Origin of the sequence: Priestia sp. RMT2NF4 (genome assembly GCF_047872835.1) — a bacterium.
In the GTDB taxonomy this organism is placed as follows: domain Bacteria; phylum Bacillota; class Bacilli; order Bacillales; family Bacillaceae_H; genus Priestia; species Priestia zanthoxyli.
Window position 1 is genome coordinate 212,242 of record NZ_JBLQZO010000004.1, and the last position, 19,322, is coordinate 231,563.

Annotated in this window: 16 protein-coding genes and 1 other annotated feature (1 of these 17 running past the window's edge); of the genes, 14 read left to right on the forward strand and 2 right to left on the reverse strand. The window is 38.7% G+C overall.

Going from position 1 to position 19,322, the window contains the following annotated elements; genetic code table 11:
* Nucleotides 1-10 precede the first annotated feature (10 nt).
* From ACMX9J_RS18620 to yihA, 6 genes are all read left to right on the forward strand, one after another.
* The gene (locus tag ACMX9J_RS18620; protein ID WP_033579642.1) at nucleotides 11-1,012 is read left to right on the forward strand and encodes a tetratricopeptide repeat protein; all 1,002 of its coding nucleotides are present in this window, start codon (nucleotides 11-13) and stop codon (nucleotides 1,010-1,012) included.
* A gap of 221 nt (nucleotides 1,013-1,233) precedes the next feature.
* Nucleotides 1,234-2,520 (forward strand): trigger factor, encoded by a 1,287-nt coding sequence (gene tig, locus ACMX9J_RS18625; RefSeq protein WP_016765666.1) that lies wholly within the window; start codon nucleotides 1,234-1,236, stop codon nucleotides 2,518-2,520.
* Between the two features lie 384 nt (nucleotides 2,521-2,904).
* Nucleotides 2,905-4,170, forward strand: coding sequence for an ATP-dependent protease ATP-binding subunit ClpX (gene clpX, locus ACMX9J_RS18630; protein ID WP_013059367.1), 1,266 nt, complete (start codon nucleotides 2,905-2,907; stop codon nucleotides 4,168-4,170).
* A 152-nt stretch (nucleotides 4,171-4,322) separates the two neighbouring features.
* Nucleotides 4,323-5,990 carry an ATP-dependent protease LonB gene (gene lonB, locus ACMX9J_RS18635; protein WP_028411731.1) on the forward strand — a complete coding sequence of 556 codons (1,668 nt, stop codon included), beginning with the start codon at nucleotides 4,323-4,325 and terminating at the stop codon, nucleotides 5,988-5,990.
* Between the two features lie 260 nt (nucleotides 5,991-6,250).
* A complete protein-coding gene (gene lon / locus ACMX9J_RS18640; RefSeq protein ID WP_014458105.1) occupies nucleotides 6,251-8,575 on the forward strand; it encodes an endopeptidase La in 2,325 nt (774 codons plus the stop codon).
* Entirely contained in the window at nucleotides 8,572-9,159 is a 588-nt protein-coding gene (gene yihA, locus ACMX9J_RS18645; RefSeq protein WP_013059364.1) for a ribosome biogenesis GTP-binding protein YihA/YsxC, read from the forward strand. The genes lon and yihA overlap by 4 nt, the downstream gene beginning before the upstream one ends.
* A gap of 93 nt (nucleotides 9,160-9,252) precedes the next feature.
* Here the strand turns inward: yihA and ACMX9J_RS18650 are convergent, their stop codons facing one another.
* Entirely contained in the window at nucleotides 9,253-9,738 is a 486-nt protein-coding gene (locus ACMX9J_RS18650) for a LiaF transmembrane domain-containing protein (RefSeq protein WP_013059363.1), read from the reverse strand.
* Between the two features lie 329 nt (nucleotides 9,739-10,067).
* Between ACMX9J_RS18650 and hemA the strand changes: the two genes are divergently transcribed.
* The 8 genes from hemA (at nucleotide 10,068) to ysxE (ending at nucleotide 18,693) form a co-directional block, all read left to right on the forward strand.
* Nucleotides 10,068-11,408, forward strand: a complete 1,341-nt coding sequence (gene hemA / locus ACMX9J_RS18655) for a glutamyl-tRNA reductase (RefSeq protein ID WP_033579644.1) — start codon at nucleotides 10,068-10,070, stop codon at nucleotides 11,406-11,408.
* A 14-nt stretch (nucleotides 11,409-11,422) separates the two neighbouring features.
* On the forward strand, nucleotides 11,423-12,256 hold the full coding sequence (locus ACMX9J_RS18660) for a cytochrome C assembly family protein (protein ID WP_013059361.1): 834 nt from the start codon (nucleotides 11,423-11,425) through the stop codon (nucleotides 12,254-12,256).
* Nucleotides 12,257-12,269: 13 nt separating this feature from the next.
* Entirely contained in the window at nucleotides 12,270-13,202 is a 933-nt protein-coding gene (gene hemC / locus ACMX9J_RS18665; protein WP_028411729.1) for a hydroxymethylbilane synthase, read from the forward strand.
* A complete protein-coding gene (locus ACMX9J_RS18670) occupies nucleotides 13,202-13,975 on the forward strand; it encodes a uroporphyrinogen-III synthase (protein ID WP_049166235.1) in 774 nt (257 codons plus the stop codon). The genes hemC and ACMX9J_RS18670 overlap by 1 nt, the downstream gene beginning before the upstream one ends.
* A gap of 17 nt (nucleotides 13,976-13,992) precedes the next feature.
* Nucleotides 13,993-14,973, forward strand: a complete 981-nt coding sequence (gene hemB / locus ACMX9J_RS18675; protein WP_014458109.1) for a porphobilinogen synthase — start codon at nucleotides 13,993-13,995, stop codon at nucleotides 14,971-14,973.
* Nucleotides 14,974-14,989: 16 nt separating this feature from the next.
* Nucleotides 14,990-16,279 (forward strand): glutamate-1-semialdehyde 2,1-aminomutase, encoded by a 1,290-nt coding sequence (hemL, locus tag ACMX9J_RS18680; RefSeq protein ID WP_416226089.1) that lies wholly within the window; start codon nucleotides 14,990-14,992, stop codon nucleotides 16,277-16,279.
* A 147-nt stretch (nucleotides 16,280-16,426) separates the two neighbouring features.
* On the forward strand, nucleotides 16,427-17,566 hold the full coding sequence (gene spoVID, locus ACMX9J_RS18685; RefSeq protein WP_028411727.1) for a stage VI sporulation protein D: 1,140 nt from the start codon (nucleotides 16,427-16,429) through the stop codon (nucleotides 17,564-17,566).
* A 77-nt stretch (nucleotides 17,567-17,643) separates the two neighbouring features.
* Complete coding sequence (ysxE, locus tag ACMX9J_RS18690) at nucleotides 17,644-18,693, forward strand: spore coat protein YsxE (protein ID WP_013085128.1); 1,050 nt, start codon at nucleotides 17,644-17,646, stop codon at nucleotides 18,691-18,693.
* Between the two features lie 11 nt (nucleotides 18,694-18,704).
* On the opposite strand, the gene ACMX9J_RS18695 is transcribed toward ysxE, so the two are convergent.
* Complete coding sequence (locus tag ACMX9J_RS18695) at nucleotides 18,705-18,902, reverse strand: hypothetical protein (RefSeq protein ID WP_013059354.1); 198 nt, start codon at nucleotides 18,900-18,902, stop codon at nucleotides 18,705-18,707.
* A gap of 230 nt (nucleotides 18,903-19,132) precedes the next feature.
* Nucleotides 19,133-19,322: a binding site (T-box leader), on the forward strand (it continues 55 nt past the right edge of the window).

Consider the following 19,322-nt stretch of genomic DNA (forward strand, 5'->3'; position numbering starts at 1 on the left):
GGGAGAAAACATGTCGAATGAACAACAAAACAAAATTGTAGCTTTTCCTCTATTAAAAGAACGGTTGGTTGAAAAAGCTACAGAACATATGCAGCACAAGCAATTTCAAGAAGCACTTCCTTTATTTGAGCAGGCCTACGAACTTGATAATAAGCATCATGAAATTTTGCTTGGCCTTGTTATTTGTCACGTGGAGCTCGGTGATGCAGGCATAGCTAAGGAATTATGTGAGCAAATGCTGAAAGAAGATATTGGCGATTATTATCATAATTTGCAAATGTACCTTATGGTGTTAATTCAGCTTGGTCATTATCATGAAGGATATGTCACTCTACAAGCAGTTATTCAAGAACACAAACTCCCTTCTGAACATGCTGAACAGCTTTATCAGCTATTGGAGTTCTGCAAAAATAGAATGAATCAAGAACAAGTCATAGAAGAACAAACAGAAGAAGAACAGATAGAGCAGTTTAAATCATTCACAGCTCTAGACAATATTCAAGATCAGCTTGAATGGGTTCATTCATTAAAAACAAAGAGAATTGAAAAGCAGCGCTTCTTTCTGGAACAGCTATTTTCATCTGAAGCTATTCACCCTATCGTAAAAACAGTCGCTTTAAAAACAGTCATGGAAGAAGAAGTAGACATTGATTTTATGATTAGTAAGTTTGGAGAGACGAAAAAAGTAAATGCGCTTCAGCTTCAACGAACAACACCGTATTTGTTTGCCGAGCAAGTAGAAGCGCAGCTGACGGAAAAGCTGGAGCATGAAAATCCTACATTGCTGCAGGTTGCCGTTGAAATATGGCAGCGTCATTTATTTATAACATTTCCGTTTTTACCGGGTGATAATGTAAAACTTTGGACAGAAGCGGTGTATGCTGTTAGTCTGATGATGCAAGGAGAAGAGTCAGATGCAGCTGTAGCAGAGGAAGACGGAAGTTTCTCCGCAGCTGAATTACGAAAGGCAATTAAAGAGCTAAAAGAAATTGAAGAAATTTCTTTTATATAAAATGTGGTGTTTAGTTGAAACGTCATTGTTGTATGTTATAATATAATGGTTGTAAAATGCACTTAAATACGTATAGTAGAATTTCATCTTTACATTACATTCCTACTTACTTTAAAGTAGTAGGGAGTTAAATAGATAATGATTGAGGTTTGAACTGATAGGCTATCTGCATTATCTAATTTAGAAATCACTACTTAAAATGATTTTGGAGGGAAACATTCATGTCTGCAAAATGGGAAAAACAAGAAGGAAATCAAGGCGTTTTAACAGTAGAAGTTGAAGCTGCTGAGTTTGATAAAGCCTTAGATAAAGCATTCACAAAAGTTGTAAAACAAGTAAACGTACCAGGGTTCCGTAAAGGTAAAATGCCTCGTCCACTTTTCGAAAAACGTTTTGGCGTAGAATCTTTATACCAAGATGCACTAGACATCTTATTACCTGAAGCTTACAGCAATGCAATCGTTGAAGCTGGTATCGAGCCGGTTGATCGTCCAGAAATCGATGTTGAAACAATCGAAAAAGGACAACCTCTAGTTTTCACTGCTAAAGTAACTGTTAAGCCTGAAGTTAAATTAGGCGAATACAAAAACTTAGAAGTAGAAAAAGTAGATACAACTGTAACAGATGAAGACGTTGAAGCTGAATTAAAAACACTTCAAGAGCGTCACGCTGAACTAGTTGTTAAAGAAGAAGGAACAGTAGCTGAAGGCGATACAGCTGTAATCGACTTTGAAGGTTTCGTTGATGGCGAAGCATTTGAAGGCGGAAAAGGCGAAAACTATTCTTTAGAAATCGGTTCTAACACATTCATCCCTGGCTTTGAAGAGCAACTAGTTGGTCTTGAAGTAGGCGCTGAAAAAGAAGTGGAAGTAACATTCCCTGAAGAGTATCACGCTGAAGAGCTAGCTGGTAAAGCTGCTAAATTCAAAGTGAAATTACACGAAATCAAATCTAAAGAGCTTCCAGCTTTAGACGATGAGTTTGCAAAAGACGTAGATGAAGAAGTAGAAACTTTAGAAGCGTTAAAAGCAAAAACAAAAGAAAAATTACAAAGCGATAAAGAAAACCAAGCAGAATCAGCTCTTCGCGACACTTTAGTAGAAAAAGCTGCTGAAAATGCTGAAGTAGAAATTCCAGAAGCAATGTTCAACACTGAAATGGATCGTATGATGCAAGAGTTTGAACAACGTTTACAAATGCAAGGTCTTAACCTTGAACTTTACTTCCAATTCTCAGGTCAAGATGAAAAAGCTCTTCGCGACCAAATGCGTCCGGATGCTGAAAAGCGTGTGAAAATCAACTTAACGCTAGAAGCTATTTCAAAAGCTGAAAATCTTGAAGTAAGCGAAGAAGAAGTAGAAAAAGAATTAGAAAACATGGCAGGAATGTACAACATGCCTGTCGAAGAAATTAAGAAAGTGCTTGGCAGTCTTGATAGCATTAAAGAAGACATGAAAGTACGTAAAGCAGTTGAATTTCTTGTAGAAAACAGCAAAGCTGTTGCATAATAGTAAGTAAGAAACAAGGCGCGACTTGATCGTGCCTTGTTTTATAAACTTCAATAGTTTTTTTATATCATAACCAACACCGTAGAAGCAGCTTTAACCCATTGTTTGAAATCCGTGGTTATGAAATAGGCCCAATAAGAGGACACTATATAATAGCAGATCTTCATTCTGTTATGCTCATCAACAACATATACATAAAACGTTTTAGTATCTATTCAAGAAAATGTATGGTAAAATGCAATACAAATCTTTTCATAGCGCTTTTACTATGTGATAAAGAGGGGCATTTACCTACAAATAGATGAGTTGTTCATGTTGTTGGGCTATAGCGCGGATAGAAATCAGCTTCGAGCACTTTAGTAAATACTACAAGGGGTGAAAATTATGTTTAAATTTAACGATGAAAAAGGGCAGTTAAAATGCTCATTTTGTGGTAAAACACAAGAACAAGTACGCAAGTTAGTTGCGGGTCCAGGTGTTTACATATGCGATGAATGTATTGAACTTTGCACGGAAATCGTAGAAGAAGAGTTAGGTACAGAAGAAGAAGTAGAATTTAAAGATGTACCAAAACCAAAAGAAATTCGTGACATTTTAGATGAGTATGTAATTGGTCAAGAGGATGCGAAAAAATCGTTATCTGTTGCAGTATACAACCATTACAAACGAATCAATTCAAACAGTAAAATTGATGACGTTGAGTTATCAAAAAGTAATATTGCATTAATTGGACCTACAGGAAGCGGTAAAACTTTACTAGCTCAAACATTGGCTCGTATTTTAAACGTACCGTTTGCGATTGCAGATGCAACATCTCTAACAGAAGCGGGTTATGTAGGAGAAGATGTTGAAAACATCTTATTAAAATTAATTCAATCAGCTGATTACGATGTGGAGAAAGCTGAAAAAGGTATCATCTACATTGATGAAATTGATAAAGTAGCGCGTAAGTCTGAAAACCCATCTATTACACGTGATGTATCAGGTGAAGGTGTGCAGCAGGCTCTTCTTAAAATCTTAGAAGGTACTGTAGCAAGTGTTCCTCCTCAAGGTGGACGCAAACACCCTCATCAAGAATTTATTCAAATTGATACAACAAATATCTTATTTATTTGCGGTGGTGCGTTTGACGGAATCGAACCTATTATTAAGCGCCGTCTAGGTAAAAAAGTAATTGGTTTCGGTTCAGAAACAAAACAACAAGACTTTACAGAAAAAGAGTTACTAGCAAAAGTATTACCGGAAGATTTATTAAAATTTGGTTTAATTCCAGAGTTTATTGGTCGTTTACCGGTTACTGCTAGCTTAGTGCCTCTTGATGAAGAAGCGCTAGTTGAGATTTTAACAAAACCGAAAAATGCACTAGTGAAACAATATCAAAAAATGCTTGAACTTGATGACGTTGAACTTGAGTTCGAAGACGAGGCTTTAGTAGAAATTTCTAAAAAAGCAATCGAGCGTAAAACAGGTGCTCGTGGTCTACGTTCAATCATTGAAGGTATTATGTTAGATGTAATGTTTGATCTTCCTTCACGTGATGATATTACAAAATGTATTATCACAGGTGAAACAGTTCGTGATCAAGCGGCTCCTAAGTTCGTATTAGAAGACGGATCTACTATTCAAGAAGGCAGCAAAACATCAGCATAAAAAAAGCCGGGTACTCAATTTGAGTACCCGGCTTTTTTCTGTTGATGAAGGACAACTAAATTTTACTTTTTACTAGAATCTTGTTTATTCCTACTGCTGCAGGGAGATAATAACTGATAATTATCTTACTAAACTGCGCAGGAGGTTTATCTATGAACTGGACGAATATTGCCTTAATGGTCCAACTCTTTTTTGGTATCATCATTGGCTTATATTTTTGGAATTTATTACGCAATCAGCGTACGCAAAAAGTCTCAATTGACCGGGATTCAAAGAAAGAAATGGAGCAACTGCAGAAGATGAGAGCCATCTCTTTAACTGAGCCGCTTGCCGAACGTGTGAGGCCGTCTAGCTTCTCTGATATTGTCGGACAAGAAGATGGAATTCGGTCACTAAAGGCTGCCCTTTGCGGTCCTAATCCACAGCACGTTATTGTATACGGGCCGCCTGGAGTAGGAAAAACAGCAGCAGCACGTTTAGTGTTAGAAGAAGCAAAGAAAAATAAAAAATCACCTTTTAAACAAGCAGCTGTATTTGTAGAGTTAGATGCAACTACGGCGCGTTTTGATGAGCGAGGCATTGCAGATCCTTTAATTGGATCAGTGCATGACCCCATTTACCAAGGCGCAGGCGCTATGGGCCAAGCTGGAATTCCGCAGCCAAAACAAGGAGCAGTTACAGATGCACACGGGGGAATTTTATTTATTGATGAAATTGGAGAACTCCATCCTATTCAGATGAATAAGCTGTTAAAGGTTCTAGAAGATCGAAAAGTGTTTATGGAAAGCGCCTATTATAGCGAAGAAAATACACAAATTCCAACACATATTCACGATATTTTTCAAAATGGTTTACCAGCCGACTTTCGCTTGATTGGTGCGACGACTAGAACGCCTAATGAAATTCCGCCTGCCATTCGTTCCAGATGCGTAGAGGTATTTTTCCGTGAGCTTGATCGCGACGAAATTATTACAGTTGCAAAAAAAGCAGCAAATAAAGTCAGAATGGATATATCAGAAGAAGGTTTATCTCTGTTTTCTACATATGCACGCAATGGACGTGAAACGGTTAATATGATGCAAATTGCGGCTGGACTAGCGATATCAGAGGAACGAACGGACATTAAAAATGAAGATATTGAATGGATTGTTCATTCTAGTCAACTATCTCCAAGACACGATCCGAAAATTGCAGATGAGGAAAAAGTGGGGCTTATTAATGGATTAGCCGTGTACGGGCCCAACTCTGGAGCACTTTTAGAAATTGAGGTCAAAGCGATTCCTGCAAAAGAGAAAGGGAACATTATTATTACGGGTATCGTTGAAGAGGAAAGTATAGGGACTCAAGGGAAGTCTATTCGTCGTAAAAGTATGGCTAAAAGCTCAATTGAAAATGTCATAACGGTTCTTCGCTCAATGGATGTGCCAGCCGATGAGTATGATATCCACGTGAATTTTCCGGGAGGTGTGCCAATCGATGGACCTTCTGCTGGTATTGCTATGGCAACAGGGATCTACTCAGCAATTTATGAAGTCCCAATCAAACACACGGTAGCAATGACAGGAGAAATTGGTCTGCACGGCAACGTAAAGCCAATTGGCGGCGTAATTCCAAAAATCAAGGCAGCAAAACAAGCAGGCGTTCAGACGGTGATTGTGCCAAAAGAAAATATGAATGCAATGGTAGAAAAGGTAAAAGGTATCGATATTATTCCTGTCCATCATTTAACAGAGGTGTTTGAACAAGCACTATTGTCTGTACATGAGCATGTTGCACATTTGTCGGTAGATCCAGCTATTCCAAATAGAGAATCTAGCTAATTCTATCATGATAATTAAAAATTAATGGTCAGATGAATATTCATCGCCTTTTTCGCGTATAAAACCTTTATACACAGCCAACGAAAAAGGCGTTTTTTTATGAAAAGAGCTTAAAAAGATATATTTTGCCTTTTAATTCTTTCTCATGATACAATTAGTAATTACTATTGTTAGACAATGTGTATACAAATGAGATAAAATTGTTAAAAGAATTCACACTTTACATACTTTAATTGACGAGCATTGGAGGTGTTCATTGCATGGCAGAAAAAGAAAAATTGACAATGCCGCTACTGCCTTTACGAGGTTTGATCGTCTATCCGACAATGGTGCTTCATTTAGATGTTGGGCGAGACAAATCTGTGCAAGCATTAGAAAAAGCAATGATGGATGATCACTTAGTTTGTTTAGTATCACAAAAAGATATGGGTATCGATGAACCAACAAAAGAGGATTTATATAGAACCGGTACGTTGGCAAAAATTAAACAAATGCTAAAGCTGCCGAATGGAACGATGCGCGTCTTAGTAGAAGGACTAAATCGCGTAACCGTTACAGAATTTGAAGACAGCGAAGAATATTTTGTTGTACACGTGGAAAAGCAAAATGAAGAACATCAGGTTGATGTAGAAGATAAAGCGCTGATGCGCACGCTTTTAGACTATTTCGAACAATACATAAAACTTTCCAAAAAGGTGTCCGTTGAAACTCTTTCAACCGTAAGTGACATTGAAGAACCAGGAAGATTAGCAGATATTGTAGCCTCTCATTTACCAATAAAAATTCAGCTTAAACAAGAAATTTTAGAAACAACTGATGTGAAAGAAAGATTAAATACGATCATTTCTCATATTCAAGATGAGCAAGAAGTTTTGCAGCTGGAGAAAAAAATTGGACAGCGTGTAAAGAAATCAATGGAACGCACTCAGAAAGAGTATTATCTTCGTGAGCAAATGAAGGCGATTCAAAAAGAGCTTGGAGACAAAGAAGGAAAGACAGGAGAAGTAGCAACGCTTCGCGAAAAAATTGAAGCAAGTGGGATGACGGACCATGTCAAACAAGTGGCGTTTAAAGAATTGGATCGCTATGAAAAAATTCCTGCTACCTCCGCTGAAAGCTCAGTCATTCGAAATTATATCGAGTGGTTGATTGCGCTACCTTGGACAAACGAAACGGAAGATACGCTCAATATTCATAATGCTGAACAAGTGCTGAACGATGAGCACTATGGCCTTGAAAAAGTGAAGGAACGCGTATTAGAATATCTAGCCGTGCAGCAGTTGACAAAATCTCTTAAAGGCCCTATTTTATGTTTAGCAGGACCTCCTGGCGTAGGGAAAACATCCCTAGCCCGCTCAATTGCTACGTCTCTAGATCGTCATTTTGTACGAGTATCTCTAGGCGGTGTGAGAGATGAGTCAGAAATCCGCGGTCATCGTCGCACGTACGTGGGAGCTATGCCTGGACGCATTATTCAAGGAATGAAAAAAGCAGGAACGATTAACCCTGTATTTCTGCTTGATGAAATCGATAAAATGTCAAATGATTTCCGAGGAGACCCGTCTTCTGCTTTGTTAGAAGTATTGGATCCTGAACAAAATCATAATTTCAGCGATCACTATATAGAAGAAACGTATGATTTATCAAAAGTGATGTTCGTGGCTACAGCTAATAACTTAGCTACGATTCCGGGGCCGCTGCGCGATCGAATGGAAATTATTCAAATTGCTGGTTACACGGAGCTGGAAAAGCTTGAAATCGCGAAGCGTCACCTATTGCTGCGCCAGCTAGAAAATCACGGATTGCAAAAGGGCAATTTGCAGATTCGCGATGACGCCTTAACAGCAATCATACGTTTATATACGAGAGAAGCTGGTGTTCGTAACCTTGAACGCGAAATTGCTTCCATTTGTCGAAAAGCAGCTCGTATCGTAGTCTCTGGTGAGAAAAAGCGCGTGGTGGTGACGGCCAAAACGCTTGAAGAATTCCTTGGTAAGCCTAGGTTCCGCTACGGACAGGCTGAGACGGAAGATCAAGTTGGCGTTGCTACAGGTCTTGCTTACACAACTGTAGGAGGAGACACGCTGGCCATTGAAGTAAGCTTATCCCCTGGTAAAGGAAGACTAGTGCTAACCGGAAAGCTTGGAGACGTGATGAAAGAATCAGCTCAGGCGGCATTTAGCTACGTGCGTTCAAATGCAGAGAAACTAGGAATTGATGAGAAGTTTTATGAAAAACATGATATTCATATCCATGTTCCAGAAGGAGCTGTACCAAAGGATGGACCTTCTGCAGGAATTACCATTGCCACTGCTCTAGTATCAGCACTAACGGGTAAACCAGTGCGTAGAGAAGTAGGAATGACAGGAGAAATTACACTAAGAGGTCGCGTATTACCAATCGGTGGTTTAAAAGAAAAGTCACTTAGTGCACACCGTGCCGGATTAACTAAAATATTAATCCCTCACGATAATGAACGTGATATTGAAGATATCCCTGACAGTGTACAAGAGGAATTAGACATCGTTCTTGTGTCACATGTGGACCAAGTATTGGAACATGCGCTAGTAGGAGAGGTAAAATGAAAGTAACTCAAGCCGATATTGTTATCAGTGCCGTACGCCCTGAACAATATCCTAAAGAAAACCTGCCAGAATTTGCGTTAGCAGGCCGTTCAAATGTAGGAAAATCATCTTTTATTAATAAGATGCTCAATCGCAAAAGCTTAGCGCGTACGTCGTCTAAGCCTGGAAAAACTCAAACGCTTAACTTCTTTTTAATTAATGAAATCCTTCACTTTGTAGACGTACCTGGCTACGGATTTGCAAAAGTGTCTAAAAAAGAGCGTGAAGCATGGGGGAAAATGATTGAAACGTATTTAACAAATCGTGAGCAGCTTAAAGCTGTGTTAATGATTGTTGATCTACGCCATGCTCCTTCAAAGGATGACGTTATGATGTATGAGTTTTTGAAGCACCATGACCTTCCCGTTATGGTTATTGCGACGAAAGCCGATAAAATTCCTAAAGGAAAATGGCAGAAGCACTTAAAAGTAGTGAGAGAAACGCTGGATTTAGATCCAAATGATGAATTAATTCATTTCTCATCTGAAACAGGTGAAGGAAAAGATAAAGCGTGGAAATCTTTGCAGTATCGCATGACTCACTAAACAAAGGAATAGAAGCTAAAAAAATGGAACGTTTATCATCACTCTACCAGGAAGTGAGTCAAACGTTCCATTTTTTTAACTTGTTTACATAGATTACTTTCGTTTGAAAAATAATAAATATAGCCCAACTAGTAACAATAAAATAGGCCAGAAGGTTGTTAAATAATTTACGCCATCTTCAACTTTTGGCAAAAATAGTTTAAGACGGTCTGAAAACATCATTAAAATGGCAATAATTAAAAGGGTGCCGCCTTGGAAAAAGCCCGATTTGGCTTTTCTAGCACTGAGTAAAAAGCTAATGGCCACCATAAAAACGACCATGCTAATATTCGTAGGCCAAAAGGGAATTTGTTCACTTACATAGAAATGAATACCTAAAGTGATTAATATGTAACTTGCAAGCAAGTTTGAATGATCTTGAGATAAAGCAGACTCAGTTAACAGTGCCGCTCCTATTAAAATTAACAGTACAGGCCACGTGTATACCTTTGCTGCAATGCTCATATGTAGTTCATTCAGTAAGAAAAAGATTCCAAATCCAACTAGTAAGACACCAAAAAACATTGATTGCTTTTTCATAGTAACCTCCAGGTGTTTCAAAACAGAAAACGTGATAAAACGCTGCTTTTTTGATACAATTTATTACGGAATAACAGTTAATATCTTAACACATGTTTTCAAAGACTGTTCACATTTTTTTTTCGAATGACTTATAGAACATGTTATAATAGTTAGAGATAAGGCGAAGATTACATCTGTGTAATGTCCGCCGGATTTTACGAATAGTAGAATGAAGAACGCCGGATTTTACGGGCAGTTATCTCACTGTAGCTCTTTGGAAATTTAGGGGTTACTGCCCGTCAAATTCGGATAAATAAGCACATTTCAATTATAGGGGGTATGTACAAATGCATATTATAGCAGTCGGCTTAAACTTTCGAACAGCCCCTGTTGAAATAAGAGAAAAGCTTAGTTTTAATGAGCAAGAATTAGCATCTGCCATGAAAACGTTAAGCGGCCAAAAAAGCATTTTGGAGAACATCATTGTTTCAACATGCAATCGTACGGAAATTTATGCTGTTGTTGATCAATTACACACGGGCCGTTATTATGTAAAAGCATTTTTAGCTGAATGGTTCGGAATAGATAAAGAAGAGTTTTCGCCTTATTTAACGATCTATGAAAATGATGGAGCCATCGAACACTTATACCGAGTAGCATGTGGATTAGATTCAATGGTGATTGGTGAAACACAAATTCTTGGACAAGTGCGTTCAAGCTTTTTGCTTGCTCAAGAAGAAGAAACAATTGGAACGGTTTTTAATCAGCTGTTTAAACAAGCTGTGACATTAGCAAAAAAAGCTCATCATGAAACAGAAATTGGTGCGAATGCAGTTTCTGTCAGCTATGCAGCCGTAGAGCTTGCTAAAAAGATTTTTGGAGACTTATCATCTAAACACGTATTGATTCTTGGTGCGGGAAAAATGGGTCAGCTGGCCGTGCAGAATTTATATGGCAGCGGAGCTAAAAAAGTAACGGTAGTGAATCGAACATTTGAAAAGGCACAGGAGCTAGCAAACCGTTTTTCTGGAGAAGCCAAACCATTTGCTGATCTTCAACATGCTTTAAGCGAAGCTGATATTTTAATTAGTTCAACAGGAGCTAATGACTATGTAGTAACGAAACGAATGATGAGTGAAGCAGAGCGTACGCGTAAAGGTCGTCCATTGTTTATGGTAGACATCGCCGTTCCGCGTGACTTAGATCCAGAACTAGATGAGCTAGAGACGGTCTTTTTATACGATATCGACGATTTAAACGGGATTGTAGAATCTAATTTGCAAGAGCGTCAAAAAGCTGCGGATGAAATTGAAATTATGCTTGAAGCTGAAATTGTTGCTTTCAAGTCTTGGCTTGGTACATTAGGCGTTGTACCTGTTATTTCTGCACTTCGTCAAAAAGCACTTACCATTCAAGCTGAAACGATGAAAAGCATTGATCGTAAGCTCCCAGATTTATCTGAGCGTGAGCGCAAAGTGTTAAATAAACATACAAAAAGTATAATTAATCAACTTCTTCGCGATCCAATTTTACACGCGAAAGAATTGGCTGGAGAGAAACATGCTGAAGAGTCTTTAGAGCTGTTCATGAAGATTTTTAATATTGAACAGGAAGTTGCTTTGCAAAAAGAAAAAGAAGAGCAGCTTCATACATCGATTACGTCTCATTCAGTAGCTTATCAGTCTTAAGTGAGGATTGAATAATGGTTGATATGGAATTAACCAGAATCTATGAATTGATTGTGATTTTATACGCGGTGAGCGTTTTATTATATTTTATTGATTTTGTACAAAATAACCGGAAGGCAAACTCGATAGCCTTCTGGTTACTTTCTATTGTATGGGTTTTGCAAACAGCCTTTTTAATTTTACGAATGTTTGAGACGGGAAGGTTTCCTATTCTTACTGTTTCTGAAGGGCTGTATTTTTACGCGTGGGTGTTAATTACTCTTTCACTTGTGATTAATCGCCTGTTCCGCGTTGATTTTATGGTGTTTTTTACAAATGTGATTGGTTTCTTAATTATGGCTATTCATACGTTTGCTCCACTTGAAACATACACGGCTGTCCAGTCGGAGCGCCTTGTGTCAGAATTATTAATCATCCATATTACCATGGCTATTTTATCTTACGGCGCTTTTTCAGTTTCTTTTGTTTTTTCTGCACTGTATCTTGTTCAGTATAATTTATTGAAAAAGAAGAAATGGGGCAAGCGCTTGCTAAGAATTGAAGATTTAACAAAGCTAGATTACATGTCCTATGTATTAATTTTAATTGGTGTACCGCTGTTATTGCTTTCGTTAATCTTAGGAATCATATGGGCTTATATTAAATACGTAGATTTTCATTGGTACGATACAAAAGTGTTAGGTTCATTTTTAATGTTTGTTGCATACAGCGCTTACTTGTATGCTAGACTGCGTAGAGGTATTCAAGGAAAGGCAATCGCGATGTGGAATATTGGATTGTTCTTAGTCTTACTTATTAATTTCTTTTTATTTGGCAGTTTATCGAATTTTCACTTTTGGGGTTCGTAATTAGGAGGACAACATGCGAAAAATTATTGTCGGCTCTCGTCGAAGCAAACTTGCGTTAACACAGACCAAGTGGGTCATTGAACAGTTAAAAAAACAAGGTCTTCCTTTTGAGTTTGAAATTAAAGAAATGGTGACAAAAGGGGACAAAATTTTAAATGTAACGCTGTCCAAAGTAGGCGGTAAAGGTCTTTTTGTAAAAGAAATTGAACAAGCCATGTTAGATAAAGAAATTGATATGGCCGTTCATAGTATGAAAGATATGCCGGCTGTTTTGCCAGAAGGATTAACGATTGGATGTATTCCTTTACGAGAAGATCACCGTGATGCGCTTATTTCAAAAAATGGTGAGCGATTTGAGGAGCTGCCAAGCGGTGCTGTGATTGGGACAAGCAGCTTGCGTCGAGGGGCACAGCTTCTATCTATGCGTTCAGATATCGAAATTAAATGGATTCGAGGAAATATCGATACACGCCTAGAGAAATTAAAAAATGAAGATTACGATGCGATTATCTTGGCCGCTGCAGGACTATCTCGTATGGGCTGGTCGAGAGATACGGTCACTCAGTACCTAGAGCCGGAAATAAGTGTTCCTGCTGTAGGACAAGGAGCTTTAGCTATCGAATGCCGAGAAAATGACGATGAATTATTATCGCTTCTTCAAACTCTAAATCATGATGAAACGGCTCGTGCTGTTAGAGCTGAACGCGTATTTTTAAAAGAGATGGAAGGCGGATGCCAAGTGCCGATTGCGGGATATGGGCGTATAGTAGACGGTGGAAATATTGAGCTAACGTCGCTAGTCGCATCTCCTGATGGCAAAACGATTTATAAAGAGCACATTACGGGAAAAGACCCCGTTGCTATCGGTTCAGAAGCTGCTAGTCGCTTAACATCTCAAGGAGCTAAGCTTTTAATTGACCGCGTAAAAGAGGAGCTGGACAAATAATGAGTCATGAGGCTCCTCTTTTTTTGAAAAAAGTTTTGATTACAAGAGAAGCGAAGCAGGCTCATTCATTTGCAGCACAGATTAAAAAGCTTGGAGGCATACCTTTAAGCTTACCAGTCCTCACGTTTGCACGTTCTAACAATGAAAAAGAAGTGGAAGATGTCCTGCTGTCGATTGACTGTTTTGATTGGATTGTTTTTACAAGTCAAAACGGCATTTCTTTTTTCTTTGAATGGCTAAAAGAGTTAAATATCAGTCGGAGTGCTTTAAAAAGATTAAAAGTGGCTGCGGTTGGAGAAAAAACCGCAAAATTGCTGGAAAAATACGATGTTAACGTGCAACTTGTTCCAAAAGAATACGTTGCCGAATCACTTCTTGAGTCGTTAAAAGCAAATGTGTTACATCACGAGCGAGTTCTCCTTGTACGAGGACAATTAGCCCGCTCTGTTTTAAAAGATGGGTTAAAAGAGTGTGAGGTAACGGATTTAGTTGTATATCAGACCATTCGAAATCAAGGCTCTGAACGCTTGGTTAAGCAACATTTAGAAACAGGAATTGATGCCATTACTTTTACAAGTTCTTCTACAGTGAGATTTTTTGTCGAGTCAGTTAAAGATATTCCGAATTGGCTTGAGCTTATAAATGAAACCAAAGTTGTTTGCATCGGTCCTATTACGAGTCAGACAGCGAGCGAATATGGAATTAAGCATCTTGTTCCTAACACATACACAATAAATGGTATGATAGATATGTTGGTTAGTTGTTTTGAATAATAAAGGAGGATTTTAACATGAAAGATTTACAATTTACACGTCATCGTCGTCTTCGTAATTCTGTAAATATGCGTGCGCTTGTACGTGAAACACATTTACATCCGGAAGACTTTATATATCCTATTTTTATTGTAGAAGGTGAACAAAAAAGAAATGCTGTAAAATCAATGCCAGGTGTGGATCAAATTTCTTTAGACTACTTGAATGATGAAATCCAAGAATTAGTCGATTTAGGAATCAAGTCAGCTATGGTATTTGGTGTTCCCGCTGAAAAAGATGCGGTCGGCTCACAGGCATACCATGACCACGGAATTGTCCAAAAAGGTATTCGTCAAATTAAAGAAAATTTTCCAGATTTTGTTGTTATCGCAGATACATGCTTGTGTCAATACACAGATCATGGCCACTGTGGTGTAATTGAAGACGGAAAAATCTTAAACGATCCTAGCCTTGACTTATTAGCGCGTACAGCGGTTAGTCAAGCTAAAGCAGGAGCGGATATTATTGCGCCTTCAAACATGATGGACGGTTTCGTGGCAGCTATTCGCCACGGTCTAGACGAAGCTGGATTTGAAGATGTGCCGGTGATGTCTTATGCTGTTAAATATGCATCTGCTTTTTACGGACCATTCCGTGATGCAGCGCATTCTTCTCCTCAATTTGGAGACCGTAAAACATATCAAATGGACCCAGCTAATCGCTTAGAGGCACTTCGAGAAGCGGAATCTGATGTCGAAGAAGGAGCAGATTTCTTAATTGTAAAACCAGCTCTATCATATTTAGATATTATGCGCGATGTTAAAAATACGTTTAATTTACCTGTAGTGGCTTATAATGTGAGCGGTGAATATTCAATGATTAAAGCGGCAGCTCAAAACGGCTGGGTAAATGAAAAAGAGATTGTTCTTGAAAAATTAATTAGCATGAAGCGTGCAGGAGCGGATTTAATTGTAACGTATCATGCTAAAGACGCAGCACGCTGGTTATCTGACAAGTAATTAAGGAGGCTTACACATGAGAAGTTATGAAAAGTCAAAAGCAGCTTTTTTAGAAGCGCAGCAACTAATGCCGGGTGGAGTAAACAGTCCTGTTCGTGCATTTAAATCAGTAGATATGGATCCTATTTTTATGGAACGAGGAAAAGGCGCTACGATTTACGATATTGACGGCAACAAATATATTGACTACGTCTTATCATGGGGACCTTTAATTCACGGACATTCCAACGATCAAGTAGTTGAAGCAGTAAAAAAAGTAACGGAATCTGGTACAAGCTTTGGTGCACCAACATTAATTGAAAATGAGCTCGCTAAAGTTGTGATTGAGCGCGTTCCTTCAATCGAAATCGTCCGTATGGTGAGTTCAGGTACGGAAGCAACGATGAGCGCACTGCGTTTAGCGCGTGGCTATACGGGCCGCAACAAAATTTTAAAATTTGAAGGCTGTTACCATGGACACGGTGACTCTCTTCTCATTAAAGCTGGCTCAGGCGTTGCAACGTTAGGCCTACCAGATAGCCCGGGAGTGCCTGAAGGAATCGCTAAAAACACGATTACAGTGCCGTACAATGATTTAGAAAGCGTACAATATGCTTTTAAAGAATTCGGAGATGACATTGCCGGAGTAATCGTTGAACCGGTAGCAGGAAATATGGGTGTGGTACCACCTCAGCCCGGTTTCTTACAAGGGCTTCGTGATATCACATCAGAATATGGCTCACTGCTCATTTTTGATGAAGTAATGACAGGGTTCCGCGTAGCGTACAACTGTGCACAGGGCTACTACAACATTACGCCTGACTTAACTTGCTTAGGAAAAGTAATCGGTGGTGGTTTACCAGTAGGTGCTTACGGTGGTAAAGCTGAAATTATGGAGCGAGTTGCACCAAGCGGCCCGATTTATCAAGCAGGTACATTATCAGGTAATCCGCTTGCGATGACAGCTGGATACGAGACATTAACACAGCTGACACCTCAATCCTACGATGAGTTCATTCGTAAAGCAGATCGCTTAGAAGAAGGATTGATGGCAGCAGCTGAAAAATATGATGTGCCGTTTACCGTAAACCGAGCTGGTTCAATGATCGGTTTCTTCTTCACAAACGAACAGGTCATAAATTACGAAACAGCGAAAACATCGAATTTAGATTATTTTGCAGCTTACTATCGTCAAATGGCTAATGAAGGCGTGTTTTTACCTCCTTCTCAATTCGAAGGAATGTTTTTATCAACTTCTCATACAGATGCAGACATTGAACATACAATTGCAGCAGCTGAAAAAGCTTTTTCAAAGTTGCGTGGATAAACAGCTAAATAGAAATAACTTTTATAAAGAAGCTTACGGAGGATTCCGTAAGCTTTTTTAGTTTTCAAGACATATTTTAATTTATTTGTTCATACATCTTTAATGACCGCGCTATTACCTGGCGGGTGTTGGAAGGGGGAGAACAATTTGTCGCAGGATAATTTATCATGTCTGCGTTTTTCCGTAGAAGAATCAGTATGGTTTCAAAAAGGACAGGAAGTCTCACAACTTTTGTCTATCTCCTTAGAGCCTCAAGTATCTATTCAAGAATATGACCAATATGTGTCTATTCGAGGAGCATTACAATTAACAGGTGAATACGAAACGTACGAGGGAGAGCACTCGTTACGCGAATATACAAATGAGAATCAAGTGCAATCTATCTCTGTCCGTGAAGACGGAACGGCTGAATTATCACATCAATTTCCTGTTGATATTACCATTCCTAAAAATCGTATTCAAAGTATTGAAGATGTATATGTATCTATTGATTTATTTGATTATGAATTACCAGGCACAAATCAGCTGCAGCTAATGGCTGACTTGTCCATCACAGGATTGTACGGGGAACAGCATGAAGAACAAGAACGAGAAGAAGAGGAAGAGTTTGCGGAAGAACAGCACATCGTCTCCTATGAAGAAGCAGACGATGCTGAAGAGGTATATACTGAAAACTTTGCTCAAGAAGAAGAGAAACAAGAGGAGCAAGAGTTTGACGTAAGCTATCGTGAAGCTCCCGCACTTTTAGAGGCAGAGGCTATTGAAGAAGATCATTCAGAAAAGCCTCCTAGTTATTTTTCATCTGTATTTAAAAAAGAATCTCGTGCTGAGCCGGTCGTGGAATATGAAGAGGAAGCATATGAACCATTTGAAGTCGAAGTGAAAAAAGAGGCACCAATCGAGGAAGAAAGAGAAGACAACGTGATTGAGCTCTTTCAGCTTCGTCAAGAGCAAGAAAGCTTCGAAGAATCGCAAGCTAGTGAATTAAATACGTATGCTGACGTTCAACAAGAGGCTGAGCAAGAAAAGGAAAAGATTATTGTTGAATTTCGGAAAGAAGAAAATGAAAGCGGCCGAAATGAAAACGCCCTTTATTTAACAAAGCTCTTTTCGCGGGAAGAAGAAGCTTTTTCAACGTGGAAGCTTTGTATTGTTCAAGACGGAGATTCGCTTGATACGATAGCAAACCGCTATAATACGAATGTACAAAACATTTTACGAGTGAATAATTTAGGAGATGAATATGAGCTGGAAGAAGGAAGCATCTTAAATATTCCCGTTCGTTAAAGTCGGAAAGAAAACAGTTTTGACGCATATAATGTCTTAACTGTTTTCTTTATTTTTTACGAGGAAGGAGAATATAGATGCAGCGGACAGTAGCAGACTACAAAGTATTGTTAAAAGAATATGACTTAGATGTTGACTTTATCGAAGACTACGGAAAAGTAAAAAAAGTCTATACAAAAACTGGCGTATTTGCGCTTAAAGAAATGGCGAATCATCAAGAGCGAAATCAGAACTTCATTCAAAAGTTGCAGAACGTGTATCAAAAAGGGTGGATGGGCTTTGTCCCTATTTATCAAACGAAGCGTTCTCAGCCCATTGTTTCAGATGAAAGCGGCTCGTATTACTTAATGCCGTGGCTCCCAAATAACCCAACCGAAGAGCGTGATATTCGATATCATAAATTATTTCAAGAGCTTGCTAAGCTTCACGGTGCTTCGGCGCAGGAAGTAGAAGTAAAAAAAGAAGATATAGAAAATCATTATACATCGATGAAAGAAACGTGGGAAAAACGTCAGGAAGAGCTGAAGCAGTACGTAGTAGAATGCGAGAAGAAAGTGTATATGTCCCCGTTTGAATTGCATTACTGTACATTTTATTATGAAATGACAAGAGCGCTTGAGTTTGGTTTTGGAAAGCTCGATCAGTGGAACGATGAAATGGAAGAAAAGGAAAAGATCCGGCTAGTTACGTCTCATGGAAAGCTATCGGCTAAACATTTTATCTATGACGAACGGGGAAATGGTTTTTTTATTAACTTTGAACATGCAAAAGATGCTTCACCGATTTATGATTTGGTCTCATTTTATTTCCGTACTCTTCGCACGTACCCAGTAACTACCTATGACAGCTATGAGTGGTTTAGTACGTATGAAAAACATTTTGCTCTCAGAGAAGAGGAAAGACTGCTTTTGCACAGTTATTTAGCGTTTCCAGAACCCTTGTATCAGTGTATCGTTCAATATAGGCAGCATAAAGAAAGTAAAACGGAGCTTGAACATATGCAGTCATTTATTCGAGCATACTGGCTGACGAAAAACATTGAACAGCTCAATATTAAAATATTTGAAGTAGATCAGCAAAAAAAAATGGCAGCGGAAGCAGCTGCACAAGCCCAAGCGAACGAATAGCGCTTGGGTTTTTAAATCCAGTCCGAATATAAAGCAACCGCTAGTATGGCAAGAAGTGCCAACAACAGTACATCAAAGGTTGTGGGGAAGAATAGTGTACGTATACCTTGAAAAATTGTTAAAGGAACAATAAACTGTCCACAAGCCGCTCCTGCTGTTTTGAGCCACCGCTGCAGCTGATACGAATTTACATTTATTCGTTTCTTCATTTGTACATGCCCCTTTCAATCCACGTGCCCAGGTTAAAGTAAGTATATGAAAAAAGAAAGAAATGGTGCCATTTTTTTGAGCGGACTTTTCATTTTATTTCCAAAATTAGCGAGTGAATGAAAAAATAAAGAGCAGAACAAAAAAATTATGAATATAATCATAAAAAAATGGAGAAGATTATTGACGATTCAACATTTTTTCATATAGTATAATTAAGAGAAATTCATACATAAATACAGTGAATAGGAAGAGTACGGGATGTTCGTCTTTCAGAGAGAGAAATCAGCTGCTGTGAGATTTCTTAAGAATGTGCACTCGGAATGTCGCCTATGAGTAGCTTTTTTGAACAGCTGCATAGCTCAGTAGAAAAAGCCGGTTAATCAACCGTTATGAAATGAAGTGTATAGGCTTATCAAACG